16 protein-coding genes are annotated in these 26,540 nt (G+C 71.7%); 13 read left to right on the top strand and 3 right to left on the bottom strand.

Annotated elements, in window-relative coordinates; genetic code table 11:
- Nucleotides 1–81 precede the first annotated feature (81 nt).
- The 11 genes from TAE01_RS17920 (at nucleotide 82) to TAE01_RS17970 (ending at nucleotide 21,723) form a co-directional block, all read left to right on the top strand.
- A complete protein-coding gene (locus tag TAE01_RS17920; RefSeq protein ID WP_147068180.1) occupies nucleotides 82–867 on the top strand; it encodes a hypothetical protein in 786 nt (261 codons plus the stop codon).
- Nucleotides 864–7,181 (top strand): Ig-like domain-containing protein, encoded by a 6,318-nt coding sequence (locus tag TAE01_RS17925; protein WP_147068181.1) that lies wholly within the window; start codon nucleotides 864–866, stop codon nucleotides 7,179–7,181. The genes TAE01_RS17920 and TAE01_RS17925 overlap by 4 nt, the downstream gene beginning before the upstream one ends.
- Before the next feature lie 85 nt (nucleotides 7,182–7,266).
- Entirely contained in the window at nucleotides 7,267–8,259 is a 993-nt protein-coding gene (locus TAE01_RS17930; protein ID WP_147068182.1) for an AAA family ATPase, read from the top strand.
- A gap of 34 nt (nucleotides 8,260–8,293) precedes the next feature.
- On the top strand, nucleotides 8,294–9,799 hold the full coding sequence (locus TAE01_RS17935; RefSeq protein WP_147068183.1) for a DUF58 domain-containing protein: 1,506 nt from the start codon (nucleotides 8,294–8,296) through the stop codon (nucleotides 9,797–9,799).
- Nucleotides 9,796–12,441 (top strand): transglutaminase domain-containing protein, encoded by a 2,646-nt coding sequence (locus TAE01_RS17940; RefSeq protein WP_147068184.1) that lies wholly within the window; start codon nucleotides 9,796–9,798, stop codon nucleotides 12,439–12,441. The genes TAE01_RS17935 and TAE01_RS17940 overlap by 4 nt, the downstream gene beginning before the upstream one ends.
- Nucleotides 12,438–16,847: a type VII secretion EssC family protein gene (locus TAE01_RS17945; protein ID WP_147068185.1), complete on the top strand. Its 4,410-nt coding sequence runs from the start codon at nucleotides 12,438–12,440 to the stop codon at nucleotides 16,845–16,847. The genes TAE01_RS17940 and TAE01_RS17945 overlap by 4 nt, the downstream gene beginning before the upstream one ends.
- A gap of 284 nt (nucleotides 16,848–17,131) precedes the next feature.
- Complete coding sequence (locus TAE01_RS17950; protein WP_147068186.1) at nucleotides 17,132–17,407, top strand: WXG100 family type VII secretion target; 276 nt, start codon at nucleotides 17,132–17,134, stop codon at nucleotides 17,405–17,407.
- Between the two features lie 53 nt (nucleotides 17,408–17,460).
- Complete coding sequence (locus tag TAE01_RS17955) at nucleotides 17,461–17,736, top strand: WXG100 family type VII secretion target (RefSeq protein ID WP_147068187.1); 276 nt, start codon at nucleotides 17,461–17,463, stop codon at nucleotides 17,734–17,736.
- A gap of 755 nt (nucleotides 17,737–18,491) precedes the next feature.
- Nucleotides 18,492–19,871: a DUF6421 family protein gene (locus tag TAE01_RS17960; RefSeq protein ID WP_147068196.1), complete on the top strand. Its 1,380-nt coding sequence runs from the start codon at nucleotides 18,492–18,494 to the stop codon at nucleotides 19,869–19,871.
- Nucleotides 19,868–20,575 carry an SDR family NAD(P)-dependent oxidoreductase gene (locus TAE01_RS17965; RefSeq protein ID WP_147068188.1) on the top strand — a complete coding sequence of 236 codons (708 nt, stop codon included), beginning with the start codon at nucleotides 19,868–19,870 and terminating at the stop codon, nucleotides 20,573–20,575. The genes TAE01_RS17960 and TAE01_RS17965 overlap by 4 nt, the downstream gene beginning before the upstream one ends.
- 83 nt (nucleotides 20,576–20,658) lie before the next feature.
- Nucleotides 20,659–21,723 carry a threonine aldolase family protein gene (locus TAE01_RS17970; protein ID WP_147068189.1) on the top strand — a complete coding sequence of 355 codons (1,065 nt, stop codon included), beginning with the start codon at nucleotides 20,659–20,661 and terminating at the stop codon, nucleotides 21,721–21,723.
- 195 nt (nucleotides 21,724–21,918) lie between these two features.
- Here the strand turns inward: TAE01_RS17970 and TAE01_RS17975 are convergent, their stop codons facing one another.
- Complete coding sequence (locus TAE01_RS17975) at nucleotides 21,919–22,557, bottom strand: peroxiredoxin (RefSeq protein WP_147068190.1); 639 nt, start codon at nucleotides 22,555–22,557, stop codon at nucleotides 21,919–21,921.
- Between the two features lie 171 nt (nucleotides 22,558–22,728).
- On the opposite strand from TAE01_RS17975, the gene TAE01_RS17980 reads away from it, so the two are divergent.
- Nucleotides 22,729–23,433 (top strand): DedA family protein, encoded by a 705-nt coding sequence (locus TAE01_RS17980; protein ID WP_147068191.1) that lies wholly within the window; start codon nucleotides 22,729–22,731, stop codon nucleotides 23,431–23,433.
- 121 nt (nucleotides 23,434–23,554) lie between these two features.
- The gene (locus TAE01_RS17985) at nucleotides 23,555–24,442 is read left to right on the top strand and encodes a DUF4190 domain-containing protein (protein ID WP_186815276.1); all 888 of its coding nucleotides are present in this window, start codon (nucleotides 23,555–23,557) and stop codon (nucleotides 24,440–24,442) included.
- A gap of 131 nt (nucleotides 24,443–24,573) precedes the next feature.
- On the opposite strand, the gene TAE01_RS17990 is transcribed toward TAE01_RS17985, so the two are convergent.
- Together TAE01_RS17990 and TAE01_RS17995 are read right to left on the bottom strand one after the other, a co-directional pair.
- Nucleotides 24,574–25,665: an inositol-3-phosphate synthase gene (locus TAE01_RS17990; protein ID WP_147068193.1), complete on the bottom strand. Its 1,092-nt coding sequence runs from the start codon at nucleotides 25,663–25,665 to the stop codon at nucleotides 24,574–24,576.
- 3 nt (nucleotides 25,666–25,668) lie between these two features.
- Entirely contained in the window at nucleotides 25,669–26,307 is a 639-nt protein-coding gene (locus TAE01_RS17995) for a PadR family transcriptional regulator (protein ID WP_147068194.1), read from the bottom strand.
- Between the last annotated feature and the right edge of the window lie 233 nt (nucleotides 26,308–26,540).

Here is a 26,540-nt window from a genome sequence, read left to right on the forward strand (position 1 = left end):
AGCTTCCGTAACGCCGCACGGCTGGACATCGTTGAGCGTGTCAGCCCGAGGGCGTGTCGACAGGGATTAGGGGACCTGATCGTGATCCACAGCAAGGTGACCGTCGTGTTCTGCGGCGAGGAGTACTCCGTGTCACCCGAGACCGGTCTGACGATCGGGCGCACGGGGGACGTCGAGGTCGACGACAACCCGTACCTGCACCGCACCTTCCTCGTCGTCTCGTTCGAGAACGGCTTCTGGTGGATCAGCAACACCGGCTCGACGCTGACGGCCACGGTCGCCGACGAGCAGGGCCTCTTCCAGGCATGGCTCAACCCGGGCGCGAAGATCCCGCTCGCGATGAAGAAGCTCATCGTCTGGTTCACGGCAGGGCCCACGACCTACGACTTCGAGATCCACGTGGCGAGCCCGGCGTTCAAGTCCGTGACGTCCGAGCCGGCCGCCGACGAGGACGACGACGAGGTGGGGGCCGCCACGGTCGGCCGGGTGTCGTTCACCCCGGACCAGAAGCTGCTCGTCGTCGCGCTCTGCGAGCCGTTCCTGAGGCGCCGGGAAGCGGGTACGAGTCAGATACCCTCCTCGGCCGTCGCCGCAGATCGGCTCGGCTGGACCCTGACACGTTTCAACCGCAAGCTCGACAACGTCTGCCAGAAGCTCGCCGATGCCGGCACCCGCGGGCTGCACGGTGGCGTCGGCAAGCTCGCGACCAACCGGAAGGCGCGGCTCGTCGAGCACGCCCTCTCGACCAAGCTCGTCACCGAGGGTGACCTCGCCCTCCTCGACGAGCCGGTCACCACCGACAGCACGCCCGAGGTAGAGAACAGGGTCGACGCCCGCACGGCCGTCGCCGAACAGGGGAACGCATGAGCACCGCCGTCACCAAGCGACGCATCGGGGTCGTCTCGACCGTCGTCGTCGCCCTCGTCGCCAGCCTGCTCGTCTGGCTCGCGACCCGCAGCGAGGGGGAGGTGGCCCGCAAGGCCGACCTCAACGACGGCGGGGTCTGGGTCACCAACTCGGAGCAGTCCCGTTTCGGTCGCATCAACAAGGCCGCGGGTCAGCTCGACGCCGGGGTCTACGCCGACGTGAGCGCCAGCTCCGGGCTCGACACGTACCAGGACGGCGCCGCCGTCGTCGGCTACACCAAGGCGAGCAACCAGGTCATCCCGATCAACCCCGCCGAGGGCACGCTCCGCTCCGAGCAGGCCGTCCTGCTGCCCAAGGCGAGCACGGCGACGGGCAACCGCGTCTTCACCGCCTCGCCGATCGACCTGCGGGGCGGCAGCATCGCGATGATCGACCCGGCCACCGGAGACCTGCGCGTCCAGCGGGTCGACGACCGGGGTGGGGTCACCGGCCTCGAGTCCCTCCAGCCGCAGGCCAAGCCCGTGGCCAAGGTCGGTGGCAACGCGGCCGTCGCCGTCGGGGTCGACGGCACCGTCTACGCGCTGTCGGCCGAGAAGGGCACGGTCACCGTGCTCCGTCCCCGGGGTGACGCCTTCGACAAGCCCGTCACGACCGACCTCAAGTTCTCCTCGAAGTCGGCACAGGTCACGGCCGTCGGCGGGCACTGGGTGGTGTGGGACTCCGGCACCGACAAGCTCTACTCCGACGCCCTGGCCCAGCCGCAGCAGCTGTCGGTCGGCAACGCCGAGCCCGGCAACCCCGCCTTCGCCGCGCTGCAGCAGCCCGGGCCCGACGCCTCGACGGTCCTCATCCAGGACGAGACGCAGCTCTCGCAGGTGTCCCTGACGGGTGACAGCCCGACCACCGGTGGGGTCAAGCTGAGCCAGGGGGCCCCGGGCCAGCAGCTCCTCCTCTCCGCCCCCGTCCGCCTCGCGAGCTGCATCCACGCGGCGTGGGCCGGGCCCTCCAACGTCTACTACGGCCGCAACTGCGGCTCGCCCAACGACGCCGACACGGTCGACCTCGGCGCGATGAAGAAGGGCGTGCGCGCCGACGGCGTCAAGCTGCGCGTCAACCGAGGGCTCATCGTCCTCAACGACCTCGACTCCGGCGACGTCTGGGACATCGACCGCGACAAGGTCAAGATCGACAACTGGAACTCGGTCATCCCGCCGCCGCAGAACGACAACAAGAACACGAAGAAGGACCAGAACCTCCTCGACGACCAGCAGACGCGGACGCCGCCCAAGGCGCAGCCCGACACGATGCAGGTGCGTCCCGGTCGCACGTCGACGTTGCACGTCCTCGACAACGACTCCGACAGCCAGGGCTCGATCCTGGCCATCGCGCCGGGCGACGTGACCGCCCCCGACGTCGCCGGGATCGCGGCGACCCCGTCGGTCGACGGGCAGACCGTCCAGGTGACGGTGCCCCAGGAGCCGTCCGCGTCGACGTTCTCGTTCAGCTACACCGTCAACAACGGCACGTCTGCGGCGAACGGCCGCGCCACGGCCAAGGTGACGGTGCGCATCGTCGGCCCCGACGTCAACACCCCGCCGCGCCTGCGCGCGGGTCAGTCACGGCTCGCCTCCAGCGCCTATCCCGTCGTCGCGGGCGGCACGGCCAAGATCGGCGTCATCGCCGACTGGCGTGACGCGGAGAACGACCCCCTCCAGGTCACCGCGGGCGACCCCACCGTCGGGGTCGACGGTGCCGGGGCGCTGACCGTCCACGCGCAGGACCGGTCCGGTCAGCAGGTCGTCAGCTACCAGATCGACGACGGGCGCGGCGGCACGACGCCCTCGACGGTCGCCCTGCGCGTGCTCGGGGACAACGACCGCGCCGTGGCGCCGCGCACCCAGCCGGACGTCCTGCGGGCCGTGGTGGGCAAGCCGGTCCAGCTGCAGCCGCTCGGCAACGACATCCCCGGCGCCGATCCCAGCGACCCCGAGGCGCAGATGCACCTCGCGCAGCAGGTCCGGGGCCCCGGGCAGCTGACCATCGACACGAACCTCGACACCAACGTGCTCACGGTGACCGGGCAGACGCCCGGCACCTCGACGATCACGTATGCCGCGCAGGTCGGCGCCGCGGTCAGCGTCGGTCGCGTGCGCGTCGACATCCTGCCCGACCCGTCCAAGGACCTGCCGCCGGTGGCCTCGCCCGACGCGGCCGTCGTCCGGGGCCAGGCGCCGGTCATCGCCGACGTCCTGTCCAACGACTACAGCCCGCGCAGCGACGTGCTCGTCGTGCAGCGCGTCGTGTCGGACGGCCAGTGGCTTCGCGCCTCGATCGTCCAGGGGCGCTGGGTCCGCGTCCAGGCCACCGGGCCGCTGACCGACGGCCAGCCGCGCCGCGGCATCGTCAGCTACACCATCTCCGACGGCACGAGGACGGCCGTCGGCCAGCTCTCCGTCGTGCAGAAGCCGGAGCTCAAGGCGCAGGTGCTGCCGACCGTCGTCAACGACACCGCGGTGGTGCGCGTCGGTGACGCGGTCACCGTGCCGGTGCTCGACAACGACTCGATGACCGAGGGGATCCCGCTCGTGCTCGACCCCGGTGGCGTGCGGGTCCTCTCCGGCGGGGGCCAGGCCTTCGCGTCCGGTTCGGTCGTGCGCTACGTCCCCGACACGGCGCCCATCACCGGCCCACGCACCGCGATCCTGGAGTACACCGCCTACCCCGAGGGGCTGCGGCCGCGCTCGGCGACCGGGCGCGTCACGGTGACGGTCATGCCCCTGCCCGACGCGACGAAGAACCCCGACCAGCCCCCGACGGCACGCTCCTTCTCGGCGAGCGTCACGGCCGGCGACACGCTCTCGATCACCGTCCCGACGAGCGGCGTCGACCCCGACGGCGACCTGACCTTCGTCAGCGGCATCGTCGGTGAGGACGGCGGACCGGTCAACCTCAAGCTCGGGCGCGTCGACGGTTTCGGCGCCGCGACGATCCGGTACGAGGCCTACCCGCGCAGCTCGGGCACCGAGGTCATCCGCTACCAGCTGCGCGACCGCTTCGGCCTCTCGAGCGAGGGGCTGATCCGGGTCGGCGTCGTGCAACCCGGCGACCCCCAGCCGCCGATCGCGGTCGAGGACGACATCGTCGCCGCCCCGGGGCGCACCGTGCACGCCGACGTGCTGTCCAACGACCTCATCGGTGCGGGTGACTCGGTGCAGTTCGAGGACCTCACCAAGCTCAACGACGCCGACGTGCTCAAGGACTTCAAGCGCCAGAAGGACAACACCTTCGACGTCGTGACCCCGGAGGAGGGCCCCGCCAAGGTGCTCGCCTACGGCATCACGGACGGCCTCTTCGACCCTTCGCGCTCGACGCTGACCGTGCGCGGGCAGAAGGGCTTCAACAACCCGCCCGTCGCCGTCGACGACACCGCGGTGCTCAAGCCGGGCCAGACGACCGTCCTCGTCGACGCGCTCGCCAACGACCGGGACCTCGACGGGCCCCAGAGCTCGCTGCACATCACGAAGGTCGTCGGCACCGGCGTGACGCTCGAGGGCCGCAAGGTCCACATCCAGGTGCGTCCCGAAGCAAGGGTCGTGCCCTACGTCATCGAGGACGCCGACGGCGCCCCCGCGATGGCCCTCATCTACGTTCCCGCCGGCAACAACGGCATGCCCTACGTCGTCGACGGCAAGACCATCATGATGGGCGCCAACTCGACGACGAAGATCAAGCTGTCCGACTACGTCACCGACCCGCGCGGCGGCTCCGTGACGCTGACCTCCCCGGACACCGTCTCGACGAGCCCCAAGGAGAACCTCCAGCAGACGGTCGACTCCTCGACCGCGCTGACCCTCAGCTCCACGAACGGCTACGTCGGTCCGGCCGCGCTCATGCTCGAGGTGACCAACGCCAAGAGCCCGCAGGACAAGACGGCGCAGAAGGCCTACGTGACGATCCCCGTGCAGATCGGTCCGGCCGTGCCCGTGCTGCGCTGCCCGGACCACGAGGTCCAGCTCGTCGCGGACGGCCCGGCCCGCACCGTCGACATCCCCCGCCTGTGCCACGCCTGGCTCCCGACGGGCATGTCCGACAGCCAGGCCCAGTACGAGGCGAAGTGGGACCAGGCCGTGGACCGGGTCGACCTGGCCCAGAGCGGGGCCGGTGGTCGTGACGTCGTGCTCAAGGCCGAGCCTGCCGCTCAGGCGGGTGCCACCGGGTCGTTCACGGTCAACGCCAAGGGCAGCACCGACTCGTTCAAGGTGCGGGTCCGGGTCGTCAGCTCGCCGCCCATCGCGACGCTGCGCCCGGCTCACATCGAGGGCCTCATCGCCGGCACGAGCCGGACGCTCAACCTCGCGCAGTACCTCGACAGTCCGCTCGGGGCGCCGCAGTGCGCGATCCAGTCGGTGCGGGTCGTCTCCGGGACCGGGCTCACGTCCAGCCAGAGCGGCTGCCAGCTCACCGTCTCGGCGAGCAGCACGGCCCGCGGTGACGGTCGGGTCCAGGTCCAGGTCGTCGACGCCCCGGGCCGGTCTTTCGCCGTCGGCGAGGTCACGGTCAGCGTGCGCAGCAAGCCCGACCCGACCGGCGCCCCGGTCGCCGTCGCCGACCGGATCCTCGGCAGCACGGCCCGGGTCGAGTGGCAGCCCCCGGCCTACGACGGCGGCCTGCCGATCCTCGAGTACGAGGTCAGTGCCGTCGGCGGTCCGACGCAGAAGTGCACCGCGTCGCCGTGCACCATCACGGGCCTGACGAACGGGCAGGACTACCGCTTCACGGTGCGCTCGCGCAACGCCGTCGACTGGTCGCTCCCGAGCCCCGAGAGCAACACGGTGCGCCCCGACACCAAGCCCGAGGCCACGTCGATCACGACGATCGTCGCCGGCGACCACACCCTGAACACGTCGTGGTCGGCCCCCGTCAACAAGGGCAGCGCCATCGACCAGTACCGGGTGCAGTGGGTCAACATCGGCTCGGGCGCCGGACAGAGCGGGTCCAAGCCGGTCCCCGCGCCGCAGCTGTCGACCGTGATCTCGGGCCTCGTCAACGACGACGCCTACCAGGTGCGGGTGCAGGCGCACAACGGTGCCGGCTGGGGTCCGTACGGCCCGCAGGTCAAGGGCCAGTCGTTCGGCACCCCTCCGCCGGTGCCGGCGCCGACCCTGACGCCGCGCACCCCGTCGCCCGGCGACGCGAACGCCCAGGTGACGATCCGGTGGCCCGCCACCGACCCCAACGGTCCGCCGATCACGAAGTACGACGTCTTCCGCCGCACCGGTGGCGGGGCGTGGACCGGCATCGCCTCCGTCTCCGGCGGCGACCCGCGCGTCGTCAGCGACACCGTCCCGTACCAGGGCCAGACGGTCGAGTACACCGTCACGGCGACCAACGGCGGCCCGGCCACGTCGACGAAGTCGAACTTCTCGGGCTACAAGGCCGACGGCATCCCGCAGACGCCGACCCTCAATGCCGTGAGCACCCCGAACGCCGACTACAGGGGCGTCGCGTCGTTCACGCTCGGCGACTCCCGGTCCACCGGCTACGGCACCGTGAACTGGCAGACGTCCGAGGGGCGGAGCGGTTCGTGGGCCTGCTCGGGCGGCTGCTCGGGCGGCACGGCCGGCAACCTGGGCACGAACGCCCAGTCGATGCAGGTCCAGGCCTGCAACGTCGCCGGCAAGTGCTCGCCCTGGTCGAACTCGGTCAGCTACCACCCCTACGGTCCGACCCAGGCCGTGAGCGGCCTCCGGGCCAGCTCGGTCGGCGACCACGACATCACCTTCTCGTGGGGTGCGGCGCCCGACAACGGCAACGCCATCGACTACTACTCGGTCTCGAGCAGTGGAGGTGGCAGCGGCTGCGACGGTCGCACCGGCGCGACGTCGTGCACCGTCTCGGGACTCGGCTACTCCAGCAGCGTCACCGTGACCGTCACCGCGCACGCGCCCCGCTCGGGCAACGGTCCCTCACGGTCGGCATCCGCGACGACGAACGCGGCGCCGAAGCCGCAGGTGACCTTCATCGGTCACGGGTCGCTCTGCGGCGCTGAGTGCAAGACGGGCAGCGACCCCTGCACGACGACCTGCTACCACATCGGCTACACGCTGCAGAACTACCAGGGGTCGATCAGCTGCACCTTCGACAGCGACAAGGGCGGCTGGGCCCTCCCGGACAACGGCGGCAGCGGCACCCACCGGCCGACGAACGGCTCGAACAACTCGGGCAAGTACTACGGCTACCCCGGCGGCTGGGTGTCGATCACCTGCAGCGGTTCCAACGGCAGCGACTCCGCGAGGCGAAGTCCGTGGGGCTGACGCCGCTGCCTCAGCGGCGCCCTCCCCACCCGGCCACACGGCATACCCCCACTTCGATGAAACACCCGACAGGAGAACGACACCCATGACGGCCACGCCCACCACCGGTCGCATCACCCAGGAGCAGGTCACCTGGTTCGCGCACACCTTCGACCAGCTCGTCGGCAACATCGAGAAGGCGGTCCTCGGCAAGCAGCACGTGACGCGCCTCGCGCTGACCTGCCTGCTCTCCGAGGGCCACATGCTCCTCGAGGACTTCCCCGGCACCGGCAAGACCCAGCTCGCCCGCGCGCTCTCCGCGACGGTGCAGGGAACGCACAGCCGCATCCAGTTCACGCCCGACCTGCTGCCGAGCGACGTCACGGGCGTCACGATCTACGAGCCGACGAAGCAGAGCTTCGAGTTCCACCCCGGCCCGATCTTCGCGACGATCGTGCTCGCCGACGAGATCAACCGCGCCTCGCCCAAGACGCAGTCGGCGCTCCTCGAGGTCATGGAGGAGGGCCGCGTCACGGTCGACGGCAAGCCGCACTCCGTCGGTGAGCCGTTCATGGTCATCGCGACGCAGAACCCCATCGAGCAGGCCGGAACCTACCGCCTCCCCGAGGCCCAGCTCGACCGCTTCCTCATGAAGGCGAGCGTCGGCTACCCCGACCACGAGGCGACGATCGCCGTGCTCGCCGACGCCAAGACGCGTGACCGCGCCAAGACGCTGAGCCCGCTCATCGCGAGCAACGTCATCGTCGAGATGAGCAAGCTCGCCGACGAGGTGCACGTCGACCCGGCGATCCTCGGCTACGTCAGCCGCATCGCCGAGGAGTCGCGCCGCCACCCCAACCTCAAGCTCGGCCTGTCGGTGCGCGGCTGCCTCGCCTACGTGCGGTGCGCGAAGACGTGGGCGGCCAGCCAGGGCCGCACCTACGTCGTGCCCGACGACATCAAGGTGCTCGCCGAGCCGGTGCTGAGCCACCGCCTCCTGCTCAACGCGGAGGCGCAGTTCGCCGGCATCACGGTCGAGCAGTGCGTCGACCAGATCCTCGGCGACATCGCGCCGCCGGCCGAGCGCGCCTCGGCCTGACCGCGCCGTTCGCAGAAGCAAGCAAGGGGACCGCATGACCCAGCAGGACCAGGGGGCCGCGTCGTCACGTCGCGGCGGCCGCTTCCGTATGCCGTCACTCCGGGGAGCGTCGGCCGGTGCCGTCGCGCCCGCGGCGGGGGCGACGGGTGGCTCGTCCGGCGCCGCGACCGGCAGCGTCCCCGCGAGCCCGACGGGTGGCCGGGCGCGAGCCGTCAGCGGGACGACGAGCCGCGGCATCCGCCAGATCACCCAGCCGATCACCCGCTCCATCGAGCAGGTGGCCGGCCAGACCGAGGGTGTCTGGCGTCCCGTCGCCGGGGTGCTGCGGTGGGTCTCGCCACTGGGCTGGACGATCCTCGCCCTGGGTGTCGTCTGCTGGTTCGTCGGTGCGCGCTGGGGCTGGACCGAGCTGCTCATGGTCGCCGGCGCCGCCCTCGTGCTGTTCCTCGTCTGCTTCGTCCTCGCGCTGGGTCGCACCAAGGTGCGCATCCTCGCCGAGGTCGACCCCCGTCGTGTCGTCGTCGGGGAGCCTGCGACGGGCCGCATCGTCGTCACCAACGAGGCGCGCACGCCGATGCTGCCGATCCTCGTCGAGCTCCCCGTCGGGCTGTCGGCCGCGCGCTTCGTCCTGCCGGCGCTGACGCCGGGCACCGCGCACGAGGAGCTCTTCGTCGTGCCGACCTCGCGCCGTGGCGTCATCCGGGTGGGTCCGGCCACGACGGTGCAGGGCGACCCGCTCGGCCTCATGCGGCGGACCCTGACGTGGACCGAGCGCACCGAGCTCTTCGTGCACCCGCGCACCGTGGCGCTCGAGTCGCTCGGCGCGGGCCTGCTGCGCGACCTCGAGGGCAGCACGACCGAGGACGTCTCGATGAGCGACCTCGCCTTCCACGCCCTGCGCGAGTACCAGCCGGGTGACGACCGCCGCTACATCCACTGGCGCAGCTCGGCCAAGGCCGGACGCCTGCTCGTGCGCCAGTTCCTCGACACGCGCCGCTCGCACGTGACGGTCATCGTCGACCCGGACCCGGAGCAGTACCGCTCGGGTCACGGCAAGACCGGGCGCACCGACCGGGACGTCGAGCGCGACGTCATGGCGGCCAACGCGCCGACGGCGATCGAGGCCGACGTCGAGACCGCGATCTCCGTCGGCTCCTCGATCATGGTGCGCGTCATGCTCGACGAGCAGGACGCCACCATGGTCTGCGGCAGCGAGAAGGTGTCCCGGACGGTGCCGCAGGTCGGCCTCGACGCCATGTCACGGGTCGAGCCCGGTCCGATCGACCTCTTCGCGGTGAGCCTCGACGCCACCGAGCTCGCCCCCGACACCTCGACGGTCTTCATCGTCACCGGCCCGCACCGGCCGTTCATCGAGCTGCAGCGCGCCGCCGGCCAGTTCCCGCCCGAGGTGACGCGCGTCATCATCGTCATCGACCCGCAGGCCGAGCACGGCATCCGTCGCGGTGGTGGCCTGTCGATCCTCACGCTGAGCGCGCTCGAGGACCTCCGTCCCCTCCTGTTCACCGGAGTCGCCCGATGAGCCACAACGCCATCCCCGCCCCGCCGCCGAGCGCCCTGGTGCAGCCGCCGAGCGCGCGCGAGCGCCTCGCTGCCCAGCTGGCCAGGCTGCGCCCGAGCGCCCCGCAGCTCGTCGACGCCGGCTTCACGGTCGCGCTCGTGGGCATCGCCCTCGTCGGCTTCCGCACCACCTTCTTCGGTCTCGGCTGGCTGTGGGTGGGCCTGGCCGGGCTGCTCGTCGGTCTGCTCGTGAGCCACGCCGGTGCGGCGTTCCGCGCGCTGGGCGTCGTGGCCATGCTCGGCGCGGCTGCCGCCTACCTCCTGCTCGGCGGTCCCCTCGCCGTGCGCGAGGACCTCGTCGCCGGGTTCCTCCCGTCCGGGTCGACCTTCGCGACCCTCGTGCACATGGCGGTCCCCGGCTGGAAGGAGCTGCTCACGGCGCTGCCGCCGGTCGACTCCCGCGGCCCGTACATGGCGCTGCCGTTCCTCTTCGGCCTCGTCGGGGCCGCCCTGACCTACGGTGTGGCCCGGCGCTGGCCGGGCGCCGTGCTCGCGCTCGTGTCACCGGTCGCGCTGCTCGTCGCCTCGATCGTGCTCGGCACGCAGACGCCCGCGGCGGTGCTCGTGCAGGGTGCCGTCTTCGCACTCGTGGCCATCGGCTGGACCGCCCTGCGCAGCAACCGCAACCGGCCGGCGCTGCAGAACGGCGCGGGCCGCACGACGCGCGCCGTGACGACCGCGGGCCTGCTCGCCGTCGCCACGGTCGGGGGCTTCTTCGTCGGACCGATGCTGCCCGGCGCCGACCCGACCCGCACGGTCTTCCGCTCCTCGCTGACCCCGCCGTACGACGTCAGCCAGTACGCGTCGCCGCTCGCCGGCTTCCGCCAGTACACCGAGCCCAACAGCGCCAAGCTCTTCGACAAGACGCTGCTCACCGTCAAGGGACTGCCGGCGAGCGTGCCGCTGCGGTTCGCCGCACTCGACTCCTACGACGGGTACGTCTGGGGCGCAGGCAACGTCGCCAACCGCGGCGACGGTCCGGACCCCCAGGGCACGAGCTTCCGCAAGGTCGGGACCCACATCGCGGCCGAGGGGCCCGGACAGCAGGTCACGGCCACCGTGGCGGTGCCGGCCGGCGGGTACAGCGACGTGTGGCTGCCGACCTTCGGCACGGTCACGGGGCTCGACTTCGGCGGCGGACGGCGCGACCAGCTCTCCGACGACCTCCGCTTCAACATCGACACCAACACCGGGGTCCTGCCCGAGAAGCTCGCCGCGGGCGACCAGTACATCGTCACGGCCTACGTCCAGACCCCGCCGACCAGCCTGCCGAAGTCGGTCGACCTCGCCGACGGCTCGACCGTCGACGCCTCGGCCCTGACGTTCCTCGACGACAAGGTGACGCCGTGGACCGACCGCGTCGACGGCCAGTGGGAGAAGGTCGCAGCCGTGGCCAAGGCCCTCCAGGACGGCGCCTACACCGACGGCGGCACGCCCGGCGACTACCAGAACGTCTTCCTCCCCGGGCACAGCCTGCTGCGGATGAGCCAGTTCATGAAGTCGACACAGCTCGCCGGCAACGACGAGCAGTACGCCGCCGCCTACGCGCTCGTCGCCAACCGGCTCGGCGTCCCGGCGCGGGTCGTGCTCGGTGCGATCCCCGAGGCGGGCGGCGTCGTCAAGGGCAAGGACGTCCGCGCGTGGGTCGAGGTCAAGCTCGCCGACGACTCGTGGATGCCGATCCTCGCCACGCAGTTCGTGCCCGATCGGAACAAGAAGCCGCAACAGCTCATCCGCAAGTCCGAGGAGAAGAAGACGGGGGCCCAGGTGCCGCCCCCCGCGGCCAACAACCCGCCGAGCGTCCTCCAGGGCCCGGACCAGGCGCAGAACGCGACGCAGCTGCGCAACCCGGCCAAGGACGACAACCCCCTCAACCCCGACAACTGGCCCGACTGGCTGCGCTGGCTCATCTTCTACGTGCTGCTGCCGCTGACGGTCCTGCTCGCCGTCTACGGGGCGATCCGCGGGGCCAAGTGGCTGCGCCGACGCAGGCGACGCACGACAGGCGGCACGTCGGCCCGAGTCACCGGTGGCTGGCGCGAGATCGTCGACACGGCCCGCGACCTGCGGATGCCGTTGCCTGCCAGGGGAACCCGCATCGAGCAGGCGAAGGCGCTCGAGCTGCACGTCGACGGTCCGCCACCGGTGAAGCCCAGCGTCGTCGTCGACGGTGCGCTCATGGGCGCGCCGGTCCGGGCTGCTGGTCCCGGCGTCCCCAGCGGCGACACCGAGCCGGTCCCGGCCGACGGCGGCCGCGTGAGCGAGCATTCCGGGCTGGCCCTCGTGCCCCTCGCCGTCACCGCCAACGGGCACGTCTTCGACGTCGACGAGCCCTCCCCCGAGGAGGTCGACGCCTTCTGGGCCGACGTCGAGACGGCGCGCCGACGGATCCGCGGCGAGCAGACCTTCTGGCAGAAGCTGCGGGGCGACGTGTCGCTGCGCACCTTCCGCGACCAGCTTCCCACCGGCGCCGGTCTCGGTCCCGCCCGGACGCGGACCTCGCGTGCACAGGGCTCGACCGGCACGAGCCGCACCGGTCGCCCGAGCCGCACCAGCAAGGCCGGCGTCGGCACCACCGCACCCACGAAGAAGGGCAAGGCGTGAAGCTGAAGTTCGTCCTCCGGTCCGGCGACCGCGAGACCGACCTCGTCGCCACGACGGACTCCGCCACGACCGTGGGTGACCTCGCGGGCTTCCTCGCGGCGGCGGACCCGAACCGCTCGACGGTGCTCGGCGCCGACGCCACGATGACGCTCGCGCTCGTCGACCAGGACCTGCGCGGCCTCGACCCGCGCGCGACGGTCGCCGAGAGCGGCCTCCAGTCCGGCATGCGCGTGTCGGTGACCCGGGCCGGTGAGGGTTTCGTGGACCGCGGACGCCCGGCGGCGGTCGTCTACATCCGCTCCGGACCCGACGCGGGCCAGGAGTTCCCGCTCGCCCGCGGGACGGCATACGTCGGCCGCGGCCGCGGCTGCGAGGTCCAGCTCTCCGACGAGTCGGTGTCGCGCAAGCACGCCAAGCTCGTCGTCCAGGAGGTCGTCGAGGTCGTCGACCTCGGCTCGGCCAACGGCATCACCGCCGGCGGCCAGCAGGTGACCCGGGCGCACCTCAAGAGCGGCGACGTCGTCCGCGTCGGCGACACCGAGCTCGAGGTGCACCTGCAGGGCGACGGCGTCGTCAGCCGGCCCGGGAGTGGTGTCCTGTCGGGTGACGCCGGCACCGTCGCCTTCTCGCGCTCGCCCCGCGTGGCGCCCCTCTTCGCCGGCCAGGAGTGGCAGGTGCCCGACCTCCCCGAGCGCGGCAAGCTCAGTCCGATGCCGCTCGTGGCCATGGTCGTGCCGCTGCTCATGGGCGCGGTCCTCTTCGCGATCACGAAGAACGCCTTCTCGATCGTCTTCATGCTGATGATGCCGGTGATGATGGCCGGCACGTACTACGAGGCCCGCCGCCAGCAGAAGAAGGAGTACGCCCAGGCGATGGCCGACTTCCGCGAGGACCTCGAGCTGCTCTCCCAGCGCATCCGCAGGTCGCTCGAGGTCGAGGGCCGCACCCGCCGCGGTGAGCACCCGAGCGGCGTCGACTGCCTCACCGCCGTGCGCGACCGAAGCGCCCTGCTGTGGACCCGCCGTCGCGACGGCAACGGCTTCGGCGAGCTGCGCCTCGGCCTCGGCACGCGCCCCTCCCGGTCCGCGATCAAGATGCCCGCCGTCGGCCGCTCCAAGGCCGAGGCGTGGCTCGCGGTCTCGGAGGAGCTCCAGGGTCTCGAGGTCGTCCACGACGTGCCGGTCGTCGCGACACCCCTGGCCGACGGCGCCGTCGGCATCGCCGGGCAGCGCGCCTCGGCCCTCGGCGCCGCCCGGTCGTTCGTGCTGCAGAGCGCCGCGCTGCACTCGCCCGCGGAGCTCGCCGTGTGCTCCTTCGCCTCCGGCAGCTCGGCGCGCGACTGGGACTTCCTCAAGTGGCTCCCGCACACGACCTCGCCCCACAGCCCCGTCGCCGTCGACCACCTCGCTGCCAGCGCGCCCGGGTGCTCGGCGCTCGCCGACGCCCTCGAGGACATCGTCGAGGCCAAGAGCTCCGGCAGCGGCGGCCCGGAGTCGGAGCAGGCCACCGCCGGGCGCCCCACCGTCCTCGTCCTGGTCGAGAGCGACGCCCCCATCGACCGCAGCCGCCTCGTCGCGATCGCCGAGCGTGGCCACCGGCACGGCATCGTCGTGCTCTGGGTCGCCGAGACCCAGCAGCTGCTCCCGGCCGCGTGCCAGACCTTCCTCGTCGTCTCCGACGACCAGAGCTCGCTCGCCGGCTACGTCCACGCGGGCGAGGAGGTGCAGCCCGTCGCCGTCGACCGCGTCACCTACGACGAGGCGATGGCCGGGGCCCGCCAGCTCGCGCCCGTCGTCGACGCCGGCGTGCCCGTCGACGACGCGAGCGACCTGCCGCGGGCCGTCTCGCTGCTCACCCTGGCCGGCACCGACCTCGCGAGCTCCGAGGAGGCGGTCATCGAGAAGTGGGGCGAGTCGCGCTCCATCCTCACCGGGCCGTACGCGCCGGCGGTCCTGCCGCGCAAGCCCGGCAACCTGCGCGCCATCGTCGGCCAGTCGAGCCAGGGCACCTTCTCGGTCGACATCCGCAGCGACGGCCCCCACGCCCTCGTCGGCGGCACGACCGGCGCCGGCAAGTCCGAGCTGCTCCAGGCGTGGATCCTCGGCATGGCGGCGGCGCACTCGCCGCAGCGGGTCACCTTCCTGCTCGTCGACTACAAGGGTGGCTCGGCCTTCCGCGACTGCGTCAAGCTGCCGCACACCGTCGGCCTCGTCACCGACCTGTCGCCGCACCTCGTGCGTCGCGCGCTCGCCTCGCTCGCCGCCGAGCTGCACTACCGCGAGCACCTGCTCGCCCGGCACAAGGCCAAGGACCTGCTCGAGCTCGAGCGCCGCGGCGAGGTCGACGCACCGCCGTCGCTCATCCTCGTCGTCGACGAGTTCGCCGCGCTCGTCCAGGAGGTGCCCGAGTTCGTCGACGGCGTCGTCAACGTCGCCCAGCGCGGGCGCTCGCTCGGCCTGCACCTCATCCTCGCGACGCAGCGCCCGGCCGGCGTCATCAAGGACAACCTCCGCGCCAACACCAACCTGCGCATGGCGCTGCGCATGGCCGACGAGAACGACTCCGACGACGTCCTCGGCTCCAAGGAGGCGGCCTTCTTCGACCCCGCCCTCCCCGGCCGTGCCGTCTCCAAGACCGGCCCGGGTCGGCTCGTCCCCTTCCAGACGGGGTATGCCGGTGGGTGGACCTCCGACGTCCCTCCGCCCCCCGACATGAAGGTCGAGACGCTGACCTTCGGGCGCGGCACCGAGTGGGAGCCGCCGCGCGTCGAGGGTGCCGACGACTCGGCCGACCTCGGCCCCACCGACATCCAGCGCCTCGTCTCGACGCTCGGTCGCGCGGCGCAGGTCGCCGAGCTGCCCAAGCCACGCAAGCCGTGGCTGCCCGACATGCGGCCCGTCTACGACCTCGCGACGCTGCCGACCCAGCGGCGCGACGACGAGCTCGTCTTCGGCATCGCCGACGACCCCGACAACCAGGCCCAGCCGGAGATCGCGTTCCGCCCCGACAAGGAGGGCAACATCGCGATCTACGGCACGTCCGGCTCCGGCAAGTCCGTCTTCCTCCGCTCGATGGCGGTCGCGGCCGGCTACACGGTCCGCGGCGGCCCCTGCCACGTCTACGGGCTCGACTTCGGCAACCGCGGGCTCGCGATGCTCGAGACCCTCCCGCACGTCGGCTCGATCGTGCCCGGCGGCGACCACGAGCGCGTGACCCGCCTGCTCCGCATGCTGCGCGCGACCATCGACGAGCGGGCCTCGCGCTACTCGTCCGTGAGCGCCGCGACGATCACGGACTACCGGCGCCTCGCCGGTCGCCCCGACGAGCCGCGCGTCATCGTGCTCATCGACAACATGACGGCGTTCCGCCAGGCCTACGAGGTCGGCGGGCGCTTCCACTGGCTCGACCTGCTCGCCGGTCTCGCGGCCGACGGTCGCCCGGTCGGCGTCCACTTCATCATCGCCTCGGACCAGCGCACCGGCCTGCCGACCAACCTCGCGGCCGCCGTGCAGGGCCGGATCATCCTGCGCATGAGCAACGTCGACGACTACTCCGTCTTCGGGGTGCCCGGCGACGTCCTGACGATGGCCTCGCCCCCCGGCCGTGGCCTCATGGCCGGGTCCGAGGTGCAGGTCGCGGTACTCGGCGGCTCGTCCGACGTCACGGTCCAGGCCGCCGCCATCGAGGCGTTCGCCGACGCGACCCGCAAGGCCGGCGTCAGCCAGGCGCCCCCCATCGAGAGCCTCGCCGAGGTCATCCCGCTCGGTGACCTGCCGTCGGAGTTCGGTGGGCGCCCCGTCGTCGGGGTCGCCTCCTCGAGCCTCGAGCCGCACGGCTTCGACCCGAAGGGCACCTTCATCGTCACGGGCCCGTCCGGCTCGGGACGCACGACGGCGGTCGCCGCCACGGCCGCCGGGCTCTACCGGTTCAGCTCGGCGTCCGCGCTCTACCTCATGACGCCCCGTCGCACCTCCGAGCTGCTCGACCTCGGCATCTGGGCCGAGACGGCCGTCGGCAGCGGCCCGGCGTCGGCGCTCGCCAGCCGGCTCGCCGCCGACATCGAGGAGGGCCGGCTCACGAGGCCGGTCGCCGTCTTCGTCGAGCGCATCGACGACCTCGCTCCGGCGGGCGCCGAGAACGCCCTGACGACGCTGGCCAAGGCCTGCGTCGACAACGACCAGCTCGTCGTCGCCGAGGGTGAGGCGGCCTTCTTCAGCAGCAACTTCGGGCTCCAGGCGCTGCTCAAGACCTCCCGCTCGGGCCTGGCCCTGCACCCCGACGGGAACGAGGGCCTGTCGGTCTTCAAGGCGAACCTCCCCGCGCTCAACCGGGCCGAACTCCCCCCGGGACGCGGCTTCCTCATCGAGAAGGGCAAGTTCGAGCTCGTCCAGGTGGCCCTGCCATGAGGTCGGTGACTCAGCCGAAAAGCGTTGGCGCACAAGGCAGTCGGACGCTGCACACGGCATACGGCGGGGGCGACCGGAGGGGTGGGGAGTCATGGGGAGTGCTCCCCATCGACACCCCTCGAACGCTGACATAGGTTTCTGCATGTCGACGAAAGCCGCCCATCGGGACGAAAGCCCCGCACGCCGGCAGACGTCGAGGAGATTCGCACCAGAGCGGGCCTGCACGGTTGGTCCGGAGGAGACGTCCCGAATCAGTCGGGGGAACACAGGCAAAGGAGAAGGTCATGGCTTGGCTCGGAATGAACGACGATGAGGTCAACGCCCAGGGCAACGTCCTGCAGCAGCAGGCGGAGGCCATCCAGAAGCTCATCACCAAGGTCGACCAGGAGGTCGAGTCCCTGAAGCAGAACTGGCAGGGTGACGACTCCCGCCAGTTCGAGCAGGAGTGGACCGGCACGCACCGTCCCGAGCTCCAGAAGGCCCACAAGCTGCTCACCGAGATGAAGTCGACGATCGACCACGAGGTCCAGCAGCAGCGCAGCACCTCGTCGCAGTACTGATCACCTCATCTCGCACCGACCTACACACGCTTGACTTCTGAAGGGGAACTGACATGGCTGTTTACAAGAAGGGTATGAACGCCGACGCGGTGTCCGCGTCCGGTGACAAGCTCGTCGGCTACAAGGGCGAGCTCGACGGCATCGTCGAGGCCGTCAACGGCGCCGTCTCCACGATCAAGGGCAACTGGGGCGGCACGGACGCCGAGCAGTTCCAGAGCGACTGGAACGGCCAGCGCCAGGTCGTGACCGCCGCCGGCGACAAGCTCGACGCCATGGGCAAGAAGTGCAAGACGAACGCCGAGTCGCAGAAGCAGACGTCGTCGAAGTGAGCCCGACTGCTGCGTGAGCCCGGCTCCGCGGCATCCGGCAGCGCGGAGGGTGGTCGTTCCTTCAGGGGAGGAGCGGCCACCCTTTCGTGTGTCCCGAGGTGCGTCGCCGAGGTGCGTCGCCGAGTGGTCGGCTGTGGCCCGGCTCACCCCTGCGAGACTAATTGGCCTTCGACCCTCTCCAGCCCGTAGATTCTTCGTCAACAAGGCATCAAAGCCGAAGTATCTTCCGGACTGGAGGCCTCACTGTGAGCCTGTTCCCCCTCGTGGCCGTCGTCGCCGACCGACCCGGTCTGACCGACGCCCTGGCCCGGCGCGGCTGCGTGCCCACCCCGGCCGAGACGGCCGACGTCCTCGTCGTCGACGCCGCATCGGCCGACGCCGCAGCCGTGCGTGCGGCCCTGACCGGTGGTCGTGGCGTCGTCGTCCTCGGCGCGCCCGCCGGCGAGCTGGGCGGCGAGCTGGCCGGGGTCGTCGCCGGCGTGCAGCGGGGCGCGGACACCGCCTCCGGCAGCCTGCGGCCCGCCGTCCGCGTCGAGCGCGACACGGAGATCGGCGAGGACCTCCTCGCGCGCGTCGACCTCGGCGCGCTGCGCACCTGTGCCTCGCTCGACCTGCAGCACCCTGCTCGTCCGGTGCTCGCGGCCGGTGGGCTCACGGTGGCGGCGACCACCGGCTCGGCCGTGGTGCTGGCCGTCGAGCCCGACGCGGCGGCGCCCGCCGGCGAGCAGTCGTTCGCCGAGCTCGTGCACAACGCCGTGTGCTCCGTCGCCCCCCGCGGCGGTCGCCGCCTCGACGTCGTCGCCGCCCACCCGCTCGTCGCGTCCGACGCCTGGCTCGGGCTCAAGGCGGCCGTCACGGACCTGCGTGAGCTCCAGGCCGCCGACGGGTCCGTCCCCGAGGCCACCGACCACGCGGACGCGGCCAGGCACGTCGCTCGTCTCGTCGCCGGCATCCAGGCCATGGCGCCGGAGCTGCCCCACGACGCCGACTACCTCGAGGCCCTCGTCAAGGACTTCGGCCGCTGGGCCGAGAGTGGCTTCGGCGTGCCGGACTTCTACGACTCCCTCGTCGCCTTCGCGCCGGCGCAGCACCGCGTCGACGGGCAGATGCACCTCGTCGTCTTCCCGATGTACACCCAGAACGGCAACCCGAACCGCCAGGTCGAGGCCGTGCTGCTCGAGGTCATCTGGCCCGACTTCGTCGCCGAGCTCGAGGGCGGGGACTACTCCAACAAGCTCTTCCTGCCGATCCGCTTCCTCGACTTCACGGCCGGCTACGACACGAACTCCGCCGTGCTCTTCCCCGAGACCGTCGCCATGCGCGAGGTCCCGGCCTTCACGTGGGGCGGCATCTTCGCCGACCGCGAGGCCGCGCGCTTCCGCCGCGTCGTGTCCGAGGCTGCGGCGGTGACGCGCCTGTCCCTGCCGCCGGACGCGGCCCGCCTCGTCGCCGACCAGGAGCTCGCCGAGCGCGCCTTCGTCATGTGGGACCTCATCCACGACCGCACCCACATGCACGGTGACCTGCCGTTCGACCCCTTCATGATCAAGCAGCGCATGCCGTACTTCCTCTACTCGCTGGAGGAGCTGCGCTGCGACCTCACGGCCTTCCGTGAGGCCGTCGCGCTCGAGGCCGAGGGCCACCCGTACGCCCGGTCGGTGCAGTATGCCGTCCTCTTCGACCGCATCTTCCGCTTCGCCATCACCGGTGACCGCACTCGCAACTACGACGGCCTCGGTGGCCAGCTGCTCTTCGCCTGGCTCCACCAGAAGGGCGTCCTGCACTGGACCGACAACCGCCTCACCATCGAGTGGGAGCGGGTCGCCGAGCCGGTGCTCGAGCTCGGTCGCGCGGTCGAGGACCTCTACTGGCGCTCGATCGACCGGCCCAAGACGGCGCACTGGCTCGCGGCCTACCACCTCGTCGCCTCCGTGCTGACGCCGCACCCGCTCTCGGCGTGGGCCCGGCACCGCGACGGCGACCTCGCGGCGCTGCCCCTCGACGGCCCGCCCAAGGGGCTGACCGACGCCGTGCTGCCCGACGAGTTCCCGCTCTCGATGTTCTACGAAGCCCTGTCCAAGAAGATGAAGGACGTCATCGAGTCGACGTCCGGCATCACCGGGGCCAGCGCGTGACCGTGACGGACGCCCAACCGGCCGGGAGCGACCCGCAGGTCGTTGTCGTCACCGGCGCCACCGGGGCCACAGGGCGCGCGACCTGCGCGGCCCTGCTCGCACGCGGGGAGCACGTCGTCGCCGTCGGCCGCGACGCCGCCTCGCTCGAGTCGCTCCGGGTCGAGCTCGACGCCCCGCACTGGGCCTTGCTCGACACGCGGGTCTGCGACCTGCTCGACGGGGACGCTGTCCAGTCCCTGGCCGCGGAGGTCGTGTCCGAGCACGGGCACGTCGACGCCCTCTTCCACCTCGTCGGCGGCTGGCGGGGCGGCACGTCCTTCACCGAGTCGACCGACGACGACTGGCGCTGGCTCTCGGGCAACCTCGTCGACACGTTGCGCCACACGACCCTCGCCTTGCACGACCACCTCCTCGCCACGGGGCGAGGGCGGGTGGCCATCGTCAGCGCAGCCGCAGCGCAGGCCCCCACGGCCGGCAACGCGGCATACGCCAGCGCCAAGGCGGCCGCCGAGACGTGGCTCGGCGCCCTGGCCGACTCGTTCGGCTCCGACGACGCGACCCCCGGCTCGGCGGCGGTCGTCGGTGTGGTGAAGTGGATCGGGACGGGTCGTACGGCGACCGCCCCGGCCCGTGTCGCCGAGTGGCTCACCGGCCTGCTCGACGAGGACGCCGCCGCTCTCAACGGCGCCCGGGTCGAGCTGTAGGCGGCCGCCCGGACGCCCGTCGAGGCGGCCAACCCGTCCCCGTGAGTCACCGAACGTCTCCCGCACGACCGAGTGAGGATCCCGTGAGCACCCTGCACGACCGCGACCGGCGCGGCTTCGCGTCCGACAACTACGCCGGCCTGCACCCCGAGGTGCTGGCCGCTCTCGCCGACGCCAACGGCGGGCACGAGATCGCCTACGGCGAGGACGCCTACACCGCCCGGCTGCAGGAGGTGGTCGCCGGCCACGTCGGCGCCGGCGCCGTCACCTGGCCGGTCTTCAACGGCACCGGCGCCAACGTCGTCGCGCTGCAGGCGCTGCTCCCGCGGTGGGGCGCCGTCATCTGCGCCGAGACGGCCCACATCAACACCGACGAGGGCGGGGCCCCCGAGCGGATGGGCAGCATCAAGCTGCTCACCGTCCCGACGCCCGACGGCAAGCTGACCCCCGAGCTCGTCGACCGGCAGGCCTGGGGCTTCGGCGACGAGCACCGCGCCCAGCCGCTCGTCGTCTCGATCACCCAGACCACCGAGCTCGGCACCTGCTACACGCCCGAGGAGGTGCGCGCCATCACCGAGCACGCCCATTCGCTCGGCATGCGGGTCCACCTCGACGGCGCCCGCATCTCCAACGCGGCGGCCACCCTCGGCACCGACCTGTCCGCGTTCACCGGCGCGGCTGGCGTCGACGTCCTCAGCCTCGGTGGCACGAAGAACGGCGCCCTGGCGGCCGAGGCGGTCGTCGTCGTCGACCCGGAGCTGGCCGCCGACCCGTCGCTCGGCCTCGTCCACGTGCGCAAGCTCTCGATGCAGCTGGCCTCCAAGATGCGCTTCGTCTCGGCCCAGCTCATCGCGCTCTACGGCAGCGACCTCTGGCTCCGGTCGGCGTCGCACGCCAACGCGATGGCCGCACGCCTGGCAGCCGGCGTCGAGCCGCTCGAGGGCGTGCGGCTCCAGCGGCCGGTGCAGGCCAACGCCGTCTTCGCCGTGCTCGACCGTGGTGTGGCCGACGCCCTGCGCGAGCGGTTCCGCTTCTACGACTGGGACCCGGCCACCGGCGAGGTGCGCTGGATGTGCTCGTGGGACACGACCGAGGCCGACGTCGACGCGTTCCTCGCCGAGCTGCGGCGCCTCCTCGGCACCTCCTGAGACGAGCACGCCCGGGCCCCGGGATCAGACCGCGGTCCGTCCGGGAGTGCCCGCTCGTCCTCGCGGTGCGGAGTGCGACGCGCACCGTCAGGACGGACCGCCACACGTGAGAGGACCCCGCACCCCTGGCCGGGGTGCGGGGTCCTCGTCGCACTGTCGTGCTGTCGCACTGTCGGCGTCCGGGCCGGCAGGCCCTCAGGCGGGGGCGGAGGTGTAGCGCAGGTAGGGCTTGACCTCGTCGACCGCGTCGGCGCCGAAGCGCTCCCGGGCGTCGGCCGTCGAGACGGTGGGGGCCACGATGACCTTCTGGCCCTCGCGCCAGTCCGCCGGCGTCGAGAACGGGCCGCGGTCGGTCAGCTGCAGGGCGTCGACGGCGCGCAGGATCTCGTCGAAGTTGCGCCCGACGCTCTTGGGGTAGGTCAGCGAGAGGCGGACCTTGTTGGACGGGTCGATGACGAAGACCGAGCGGACGCCCGAGGTGTCGCCCTCGCCCGGGTGGATCATGTCGTAGAGCTCGGAGACCTGGCGCGAGTCGTCGGCGATGATCGGGTAGCCGACCGTGGCGCCGCTGACCTCCTCGATGTCGCTCTTCCACTCCTCGTGCTGCTCGATCGGGTCGACCGACACCGCGAGCACCTTGACGTCTCGCTTGGCCCACTCGTCCTCGAGTGCGGCGACCCGGCCCAGCTCGGTCGTGCAGACCGGCGTGAAGTCGGCCGGGTGGCTGAAGAGGACCGCCCAGCTGGCGTCCTTCCAGTCGTGGAAACGGATCGGGCCCTCGGTGGTCGTGGCCTCGAAGTCGGGGGCGATCTCGCCCAGTCGCGGTGTTGCCATTGGCTCGTCCTCTCGCGGTCGGGCGCACGGCGCGCCCCGGTCTGCGCACCATTGTCACCACAAGACCATGCTTGACGTTATGGGTGTCCAAATGTTGTGACGCACACTCAGCGAACACTCAGACTCGACACGAAGACTGGAGGACCAGTCGCCGTTCTCCGAGGAGCCGCCGTGAGCGCCCTGCTCGCCACCATCACGAACCAGGTCCTGCATGCGCCGGTGTGGCTCGTGCTCCTCGTGGTCGGCGGTGTCGTCTTCGTCGAGGACGCCCTCTTCGTCGGGTTCATCGTGCCCGGCGAGACGGTCGCGATCCTCGGTGGAGTGGCGGCCTCCCTCGGTCACGTCCCCCTTGCTGCCGTCCTCATCGTCGTCGTGCTCGCCGCGATCATCGGCGACACCGTCGGTTTCGAGGTCGGTCGCCACCTCGGTGGCCGCGTCGTGCAGATGAAGGTCTTCGACCGCCACCGCGACCGCATCGGCCAGGCGCAGGACTTCCTGGGTCGCCGTGGCGGGGCCGCCGTCTTCCTCGCCCGCTGGACGGCGTTCCTGCGAGCCGTCATGCCGGCGCTCGCCGGGATGTCGAAGATGCACTACCCGACCTTCCTCATCTGGAACGCAGCCGGGGGCATCGCCTGGGGCAGTGTCGTCGTCACCGCCGGCTACCTCGCCGGCCAGTCCTACGCCCGCGTCGAGACGTGGCTCGGTCGCGGAGCCGCCGTCGTCGTCGGGATCATCGTCGTCGTCGCGCTCGTCGTGTGGCAGGTCCGCCGCCACCGCAGCGAAGGTGGGTCGGGTGACGCGTCCGCCGAGCGGTCCGGGCACTCCGAGGCGTCCGAGGGTGCCGACAACCCGTCGCGTATGCCGTCTGCCGGCTGAGCGGGTCAGCCTCCTCCCGGCCGGGGCGGCCGGTGTCCCGGAATGACGTGGTGTGTCACGATCCGGGCTCGGGCCTGCCGTTCGATGCCGGGCGGTCCTCCTGCGTGCCATGATCCACGCCGTGACCGACCACCTGCCGCCGTCGACCGGCGCGACCATGCCTCCGCCGGCCGGCGACCTGCCGCCCGAGCCGGCGCCCGGCGACCAGACCGTGCCCGTCCCGCAGCCCACGCCTCCGATGCTGCCGCCGCCCGGGCCGCCCCCCGGCTACGCGTCCGCACCCTCGTACGGGTCCGCCGCGCCCACCCCTGCTGCTCCGGGATCGCCCTTCGCCGCCCCGGCGCCCGGGTCGCCGTTCATGGCACCTCCTGGCTCGCCGTACCCGCCGTCGGCTCCCGTGCCCGTGTCCGGGAGGAACGGCCTGGCGATCGCCGCGCTCTGCTGCGGCATCGCGGGCATCATCCCCGTAGCGGCCGTCGTCGGCATCGTCCTCGGCGCCGTCGCCCTCGGCCAGCTGCGCCGCCGGGTGCAGAAGGGCAAGGTCATGGCGGTCGTCGGCATCGTCCTCGGGGTGCTGTGGCTCGCCGGGTGGGTCGCCCTCATCGTCTCCGCCGCCAACGACGCCCCCCCGCGCACCGCCTCGGGGTCGGTGACCGCGTCGACCGACGCCTACGTCGAGGACCTCAAGGCCGGCGACTGCTTCAGCGGCGCGGGGCGCGAGGAGGTGGACAGCCTGACGATCGTGCCGTGCACGTCCGCCCACGAGAGCCAGGTCGTCACGACCTTCACGCTGCCCGCCGGCGCGTGGCCCGGCAAGGACAAGGTCGTCGCGGACGCCGAGAAGGGCTGCACCGACAAGGGTGACCCGCTCGTCACGGACCGGGCCTTTGCCACCCAGCGCCCGTCCTTCATCTACCCGCAGGACGCGTACTCGTGGCGCTCGAGCCGCGAGATCATCTGCCTCGTCGAGCCGGAGAAGGGCACGACGACCGGCAGCGCCCTGAAGTAGCTCCGCCCTGAAGCAGCTCCACCTCGGAGCTTCGGGCCCCAGGAGCCGCTCGGCCCTGGGGCCCGAAAGACGCGTGTGGCCCCCTTCCTGCTGGAAGGGGGCCACACGGCATACACGATCCGACCGAGAGGTCAGCGCTCCTCGGTGCCCGCGATGAAGGCCTCGAGCTTCGCGCGACCGAGGTCGTCCGGACGCTGCTCCGGCGGGGACTTCATGAGGTAGGACGAGGCGGACAGCAGGGCGCCGCCGATGCCGCGGTCCTTGGCGATCTTCGCCGCGCGGATGGCGTCGATGATGATGCCGGCCGAGTTGGGGGAGTCCCAGACCTCGAGCTTGTACTCGAGGTTCAGTGGCACGTCACCGAAGGCGCGACCCTCGAGGCGGACGTAGGCCCACTTGCGGTCGTCGAGCCACGCGACGTAGTCGGACGGGCCGATGTGGACGTTCTTGCTGTCGACGAGACCCGAGAGCGAGCCGGTCAGGTTGGACGTCACGGCCTGGGTCTTGGAGACCTTCTTGGACTCGAGACGCTCGCGCTCGAGCATGTTCTTGAAGTCCATGTTGCCGCCGACGTTGAGCTGGTACGTCCGGTCGAGGGCGACACCGCGGTCCTCGAAGAGCTTGGCCATGACGCGGTGCGTGATGGTGGCGCCGACCTGGCTCTTGATGTCGTCACCGATGATCGGCACGCCGGCGGCCTCGAACTTCGCGGCCCACTCGGGGTCGGAGGCGATGAAGACCGGGAGGGCGTTGACGAAGGCGACCTTCGCGTCGATGGCGCACTGGGCGTAGAACTTGTCGGCCTGCTCGGAGCCCACAGGGAGGTAGGAGACGAGGACGTCGACCTTGCGGTCCTTGAGGACCTGGACGACGTCGACCGGCTCGGCGCCCGACTCGTCGATCGTCTGGCGGTAGTACTTGCCGAGACCGTCGAGCGTGTGGCCGCGCTGGACCTCGACGCCCGTGGTGGGGACGTCGGCGATCTTGATGGTGTTGTTCTCCGAGGCGTTGATGGCCTCGGACAGGTCCTTGCCGACCTTCTTGTCGTCGACGTCGAACGCGGCGACGAACTCCACGTCACCGACGTGGTAGTCGCCGAACTCGACGTGCATGAGGCCGGGGACGCCGGCGGAGGCGTCAGCGTCCTTGTAGTACTCGACGCCCTGCACGAGCGAGCTCGCGCAGTTGCCGACGCCGACGATGGCGACGCGTACGGATCCCATGGATCACTCCTTGTTGTTGGTGGTCGTGCTCTGGGGGGTGGTGATGTCTGTGGTGTCGTATGCCGCCGGGCCCGGGTCGAGGGCCGCGCGGCGTTCGGCGACGATGAGCTCCTCGAGCCAGCGGACCTCGCGCTCGGCGCGCTCCTCGCCGTGCTGCTGAAGCGCCAGGGTGTAGCTGTCCATGCGCTCGCGCCGGGCCTGGGAGGCGTCGCGGATGTTGGCGAGGCGCTCCTCGAGGCGGGAGCGCCGGCCTTCGAGGATGCGCAGCCGGACCTGGGCCTCGGTGCGGGAGAAGAAGGCGAAGCGGACGTCGAAGTCGTCGTCGTCCCAGGCGTCGGGACCGCTGGCGGCGACGAGGTCCTGGAAGTGCTCCTTGCCGTCGGCGGTCAGCTCGTAGGTGATCCGGGGGCGCTTGCTGCTGCCCGTCGCCGGCTCGGTGGTCTCGTGGATCCAGCCCGAGTCGACGAGGTGCCTGAGGGCCGGGTAGAGCGAGCCGTAGCTGAGCGCCCGGAAGATGCCGAGGGCCGTGGTGAGCCGCTTGCGCAGCTCGTAGCCGTGCAGCGGACCGTCGTGGAGCAGACCGAGCACCGCGAACTCGAGCAGCGCGGCGCGGCGGCTCTGGGGGCGGTCGGACGAGGGCACGGGTTCACCGTACACCCTGATATATCGCTGCGATACATCTGGGTGTCAGTTGCGGGGGACGACCGACGCACCGTCACGCATCCGGCCCGCGGCGTCACGCACGCAGCGGGCCGGGTCGACGGCGAAGGGGAGTCAGTCGTCCCGAGCAACCCACCCGGCAGCGGCTAGGGCTCCGGGGTGTAGACGACGATGAACGCCGTGCCGTGGACGGGGCGGGCGCCGTCCGCGACGAG

This window comes from Terrabacter aerolatus (assembly GCF_007991735.1).
In the GTDB taxonomy this organism is placed as follows: Bacteria; Actinomycetota; Actinomycetes; order Actinomycetales; family Dermatophilaceae; genus Terrabacter; species Terrabacter aerolatus.

Excerpts from the sequence above, each read along its gene's own strand:
- TAE01_RS17975 (WP_147068190.1), bottom strand. The coding sequence starts at position 22,557 with ATGGCAACACCGCGACTGGGCGAGATCGCCCCCGACTTCGAGGCCACG.
- TAE01_RS17940 (WP_147068184.1), top strand. The coding sequence starts at position 9,796 with ATGAGCCACAACGCCATCCCCGCCCCGCCGCCGAGCGCCCTGGTGCAG.
- TAE01_RS17930 (WP_147068182.1), top strand. The coding sequence starts at position 7,267 with ATGACGGCCACGCCCACCACCGGTCGCATCACCCAGGAGCAGGTCACC.
- TAE01_RS17925 (WP_147068181.1), top strand. The coding sequence starts at position 864 with ATGAGCACCGCCGTCACCAAGCGACGCATCGGGGTCGTCTCGACCGTC.
- TAE01_RS17955 (WP_147068187.1), top strand. The coding sequence starts at position 17,461 with ATGGCTGTTTACAAGAAGGGTATGAACGCCGACGCGGTGTCCGCGTCC.
- TAE01_RS17935 (WP_147068183.1), top strand. The coding sequence starts at position 8,294 with ATGACCCAGCAGGACCAGGGGGCCGCGTCGTCACGTCGCGGCGGCCGC.
- TAE01_RS17990 (WP_147068193.1), bottom strand. The coding sequence starts at position 25,665 with ATGGGATCCGTACGCGTCGCCATCGTCGGCGTCGGCAACTGCGCGAGC.
- TAE01_RS17950 (WP_147068186.1), top strand. The coding sequence starts at position 17,132 with ATGGCTTGGCTCGGAATGAACGACGATGAGGTCAACGCCCAGGGCAAC.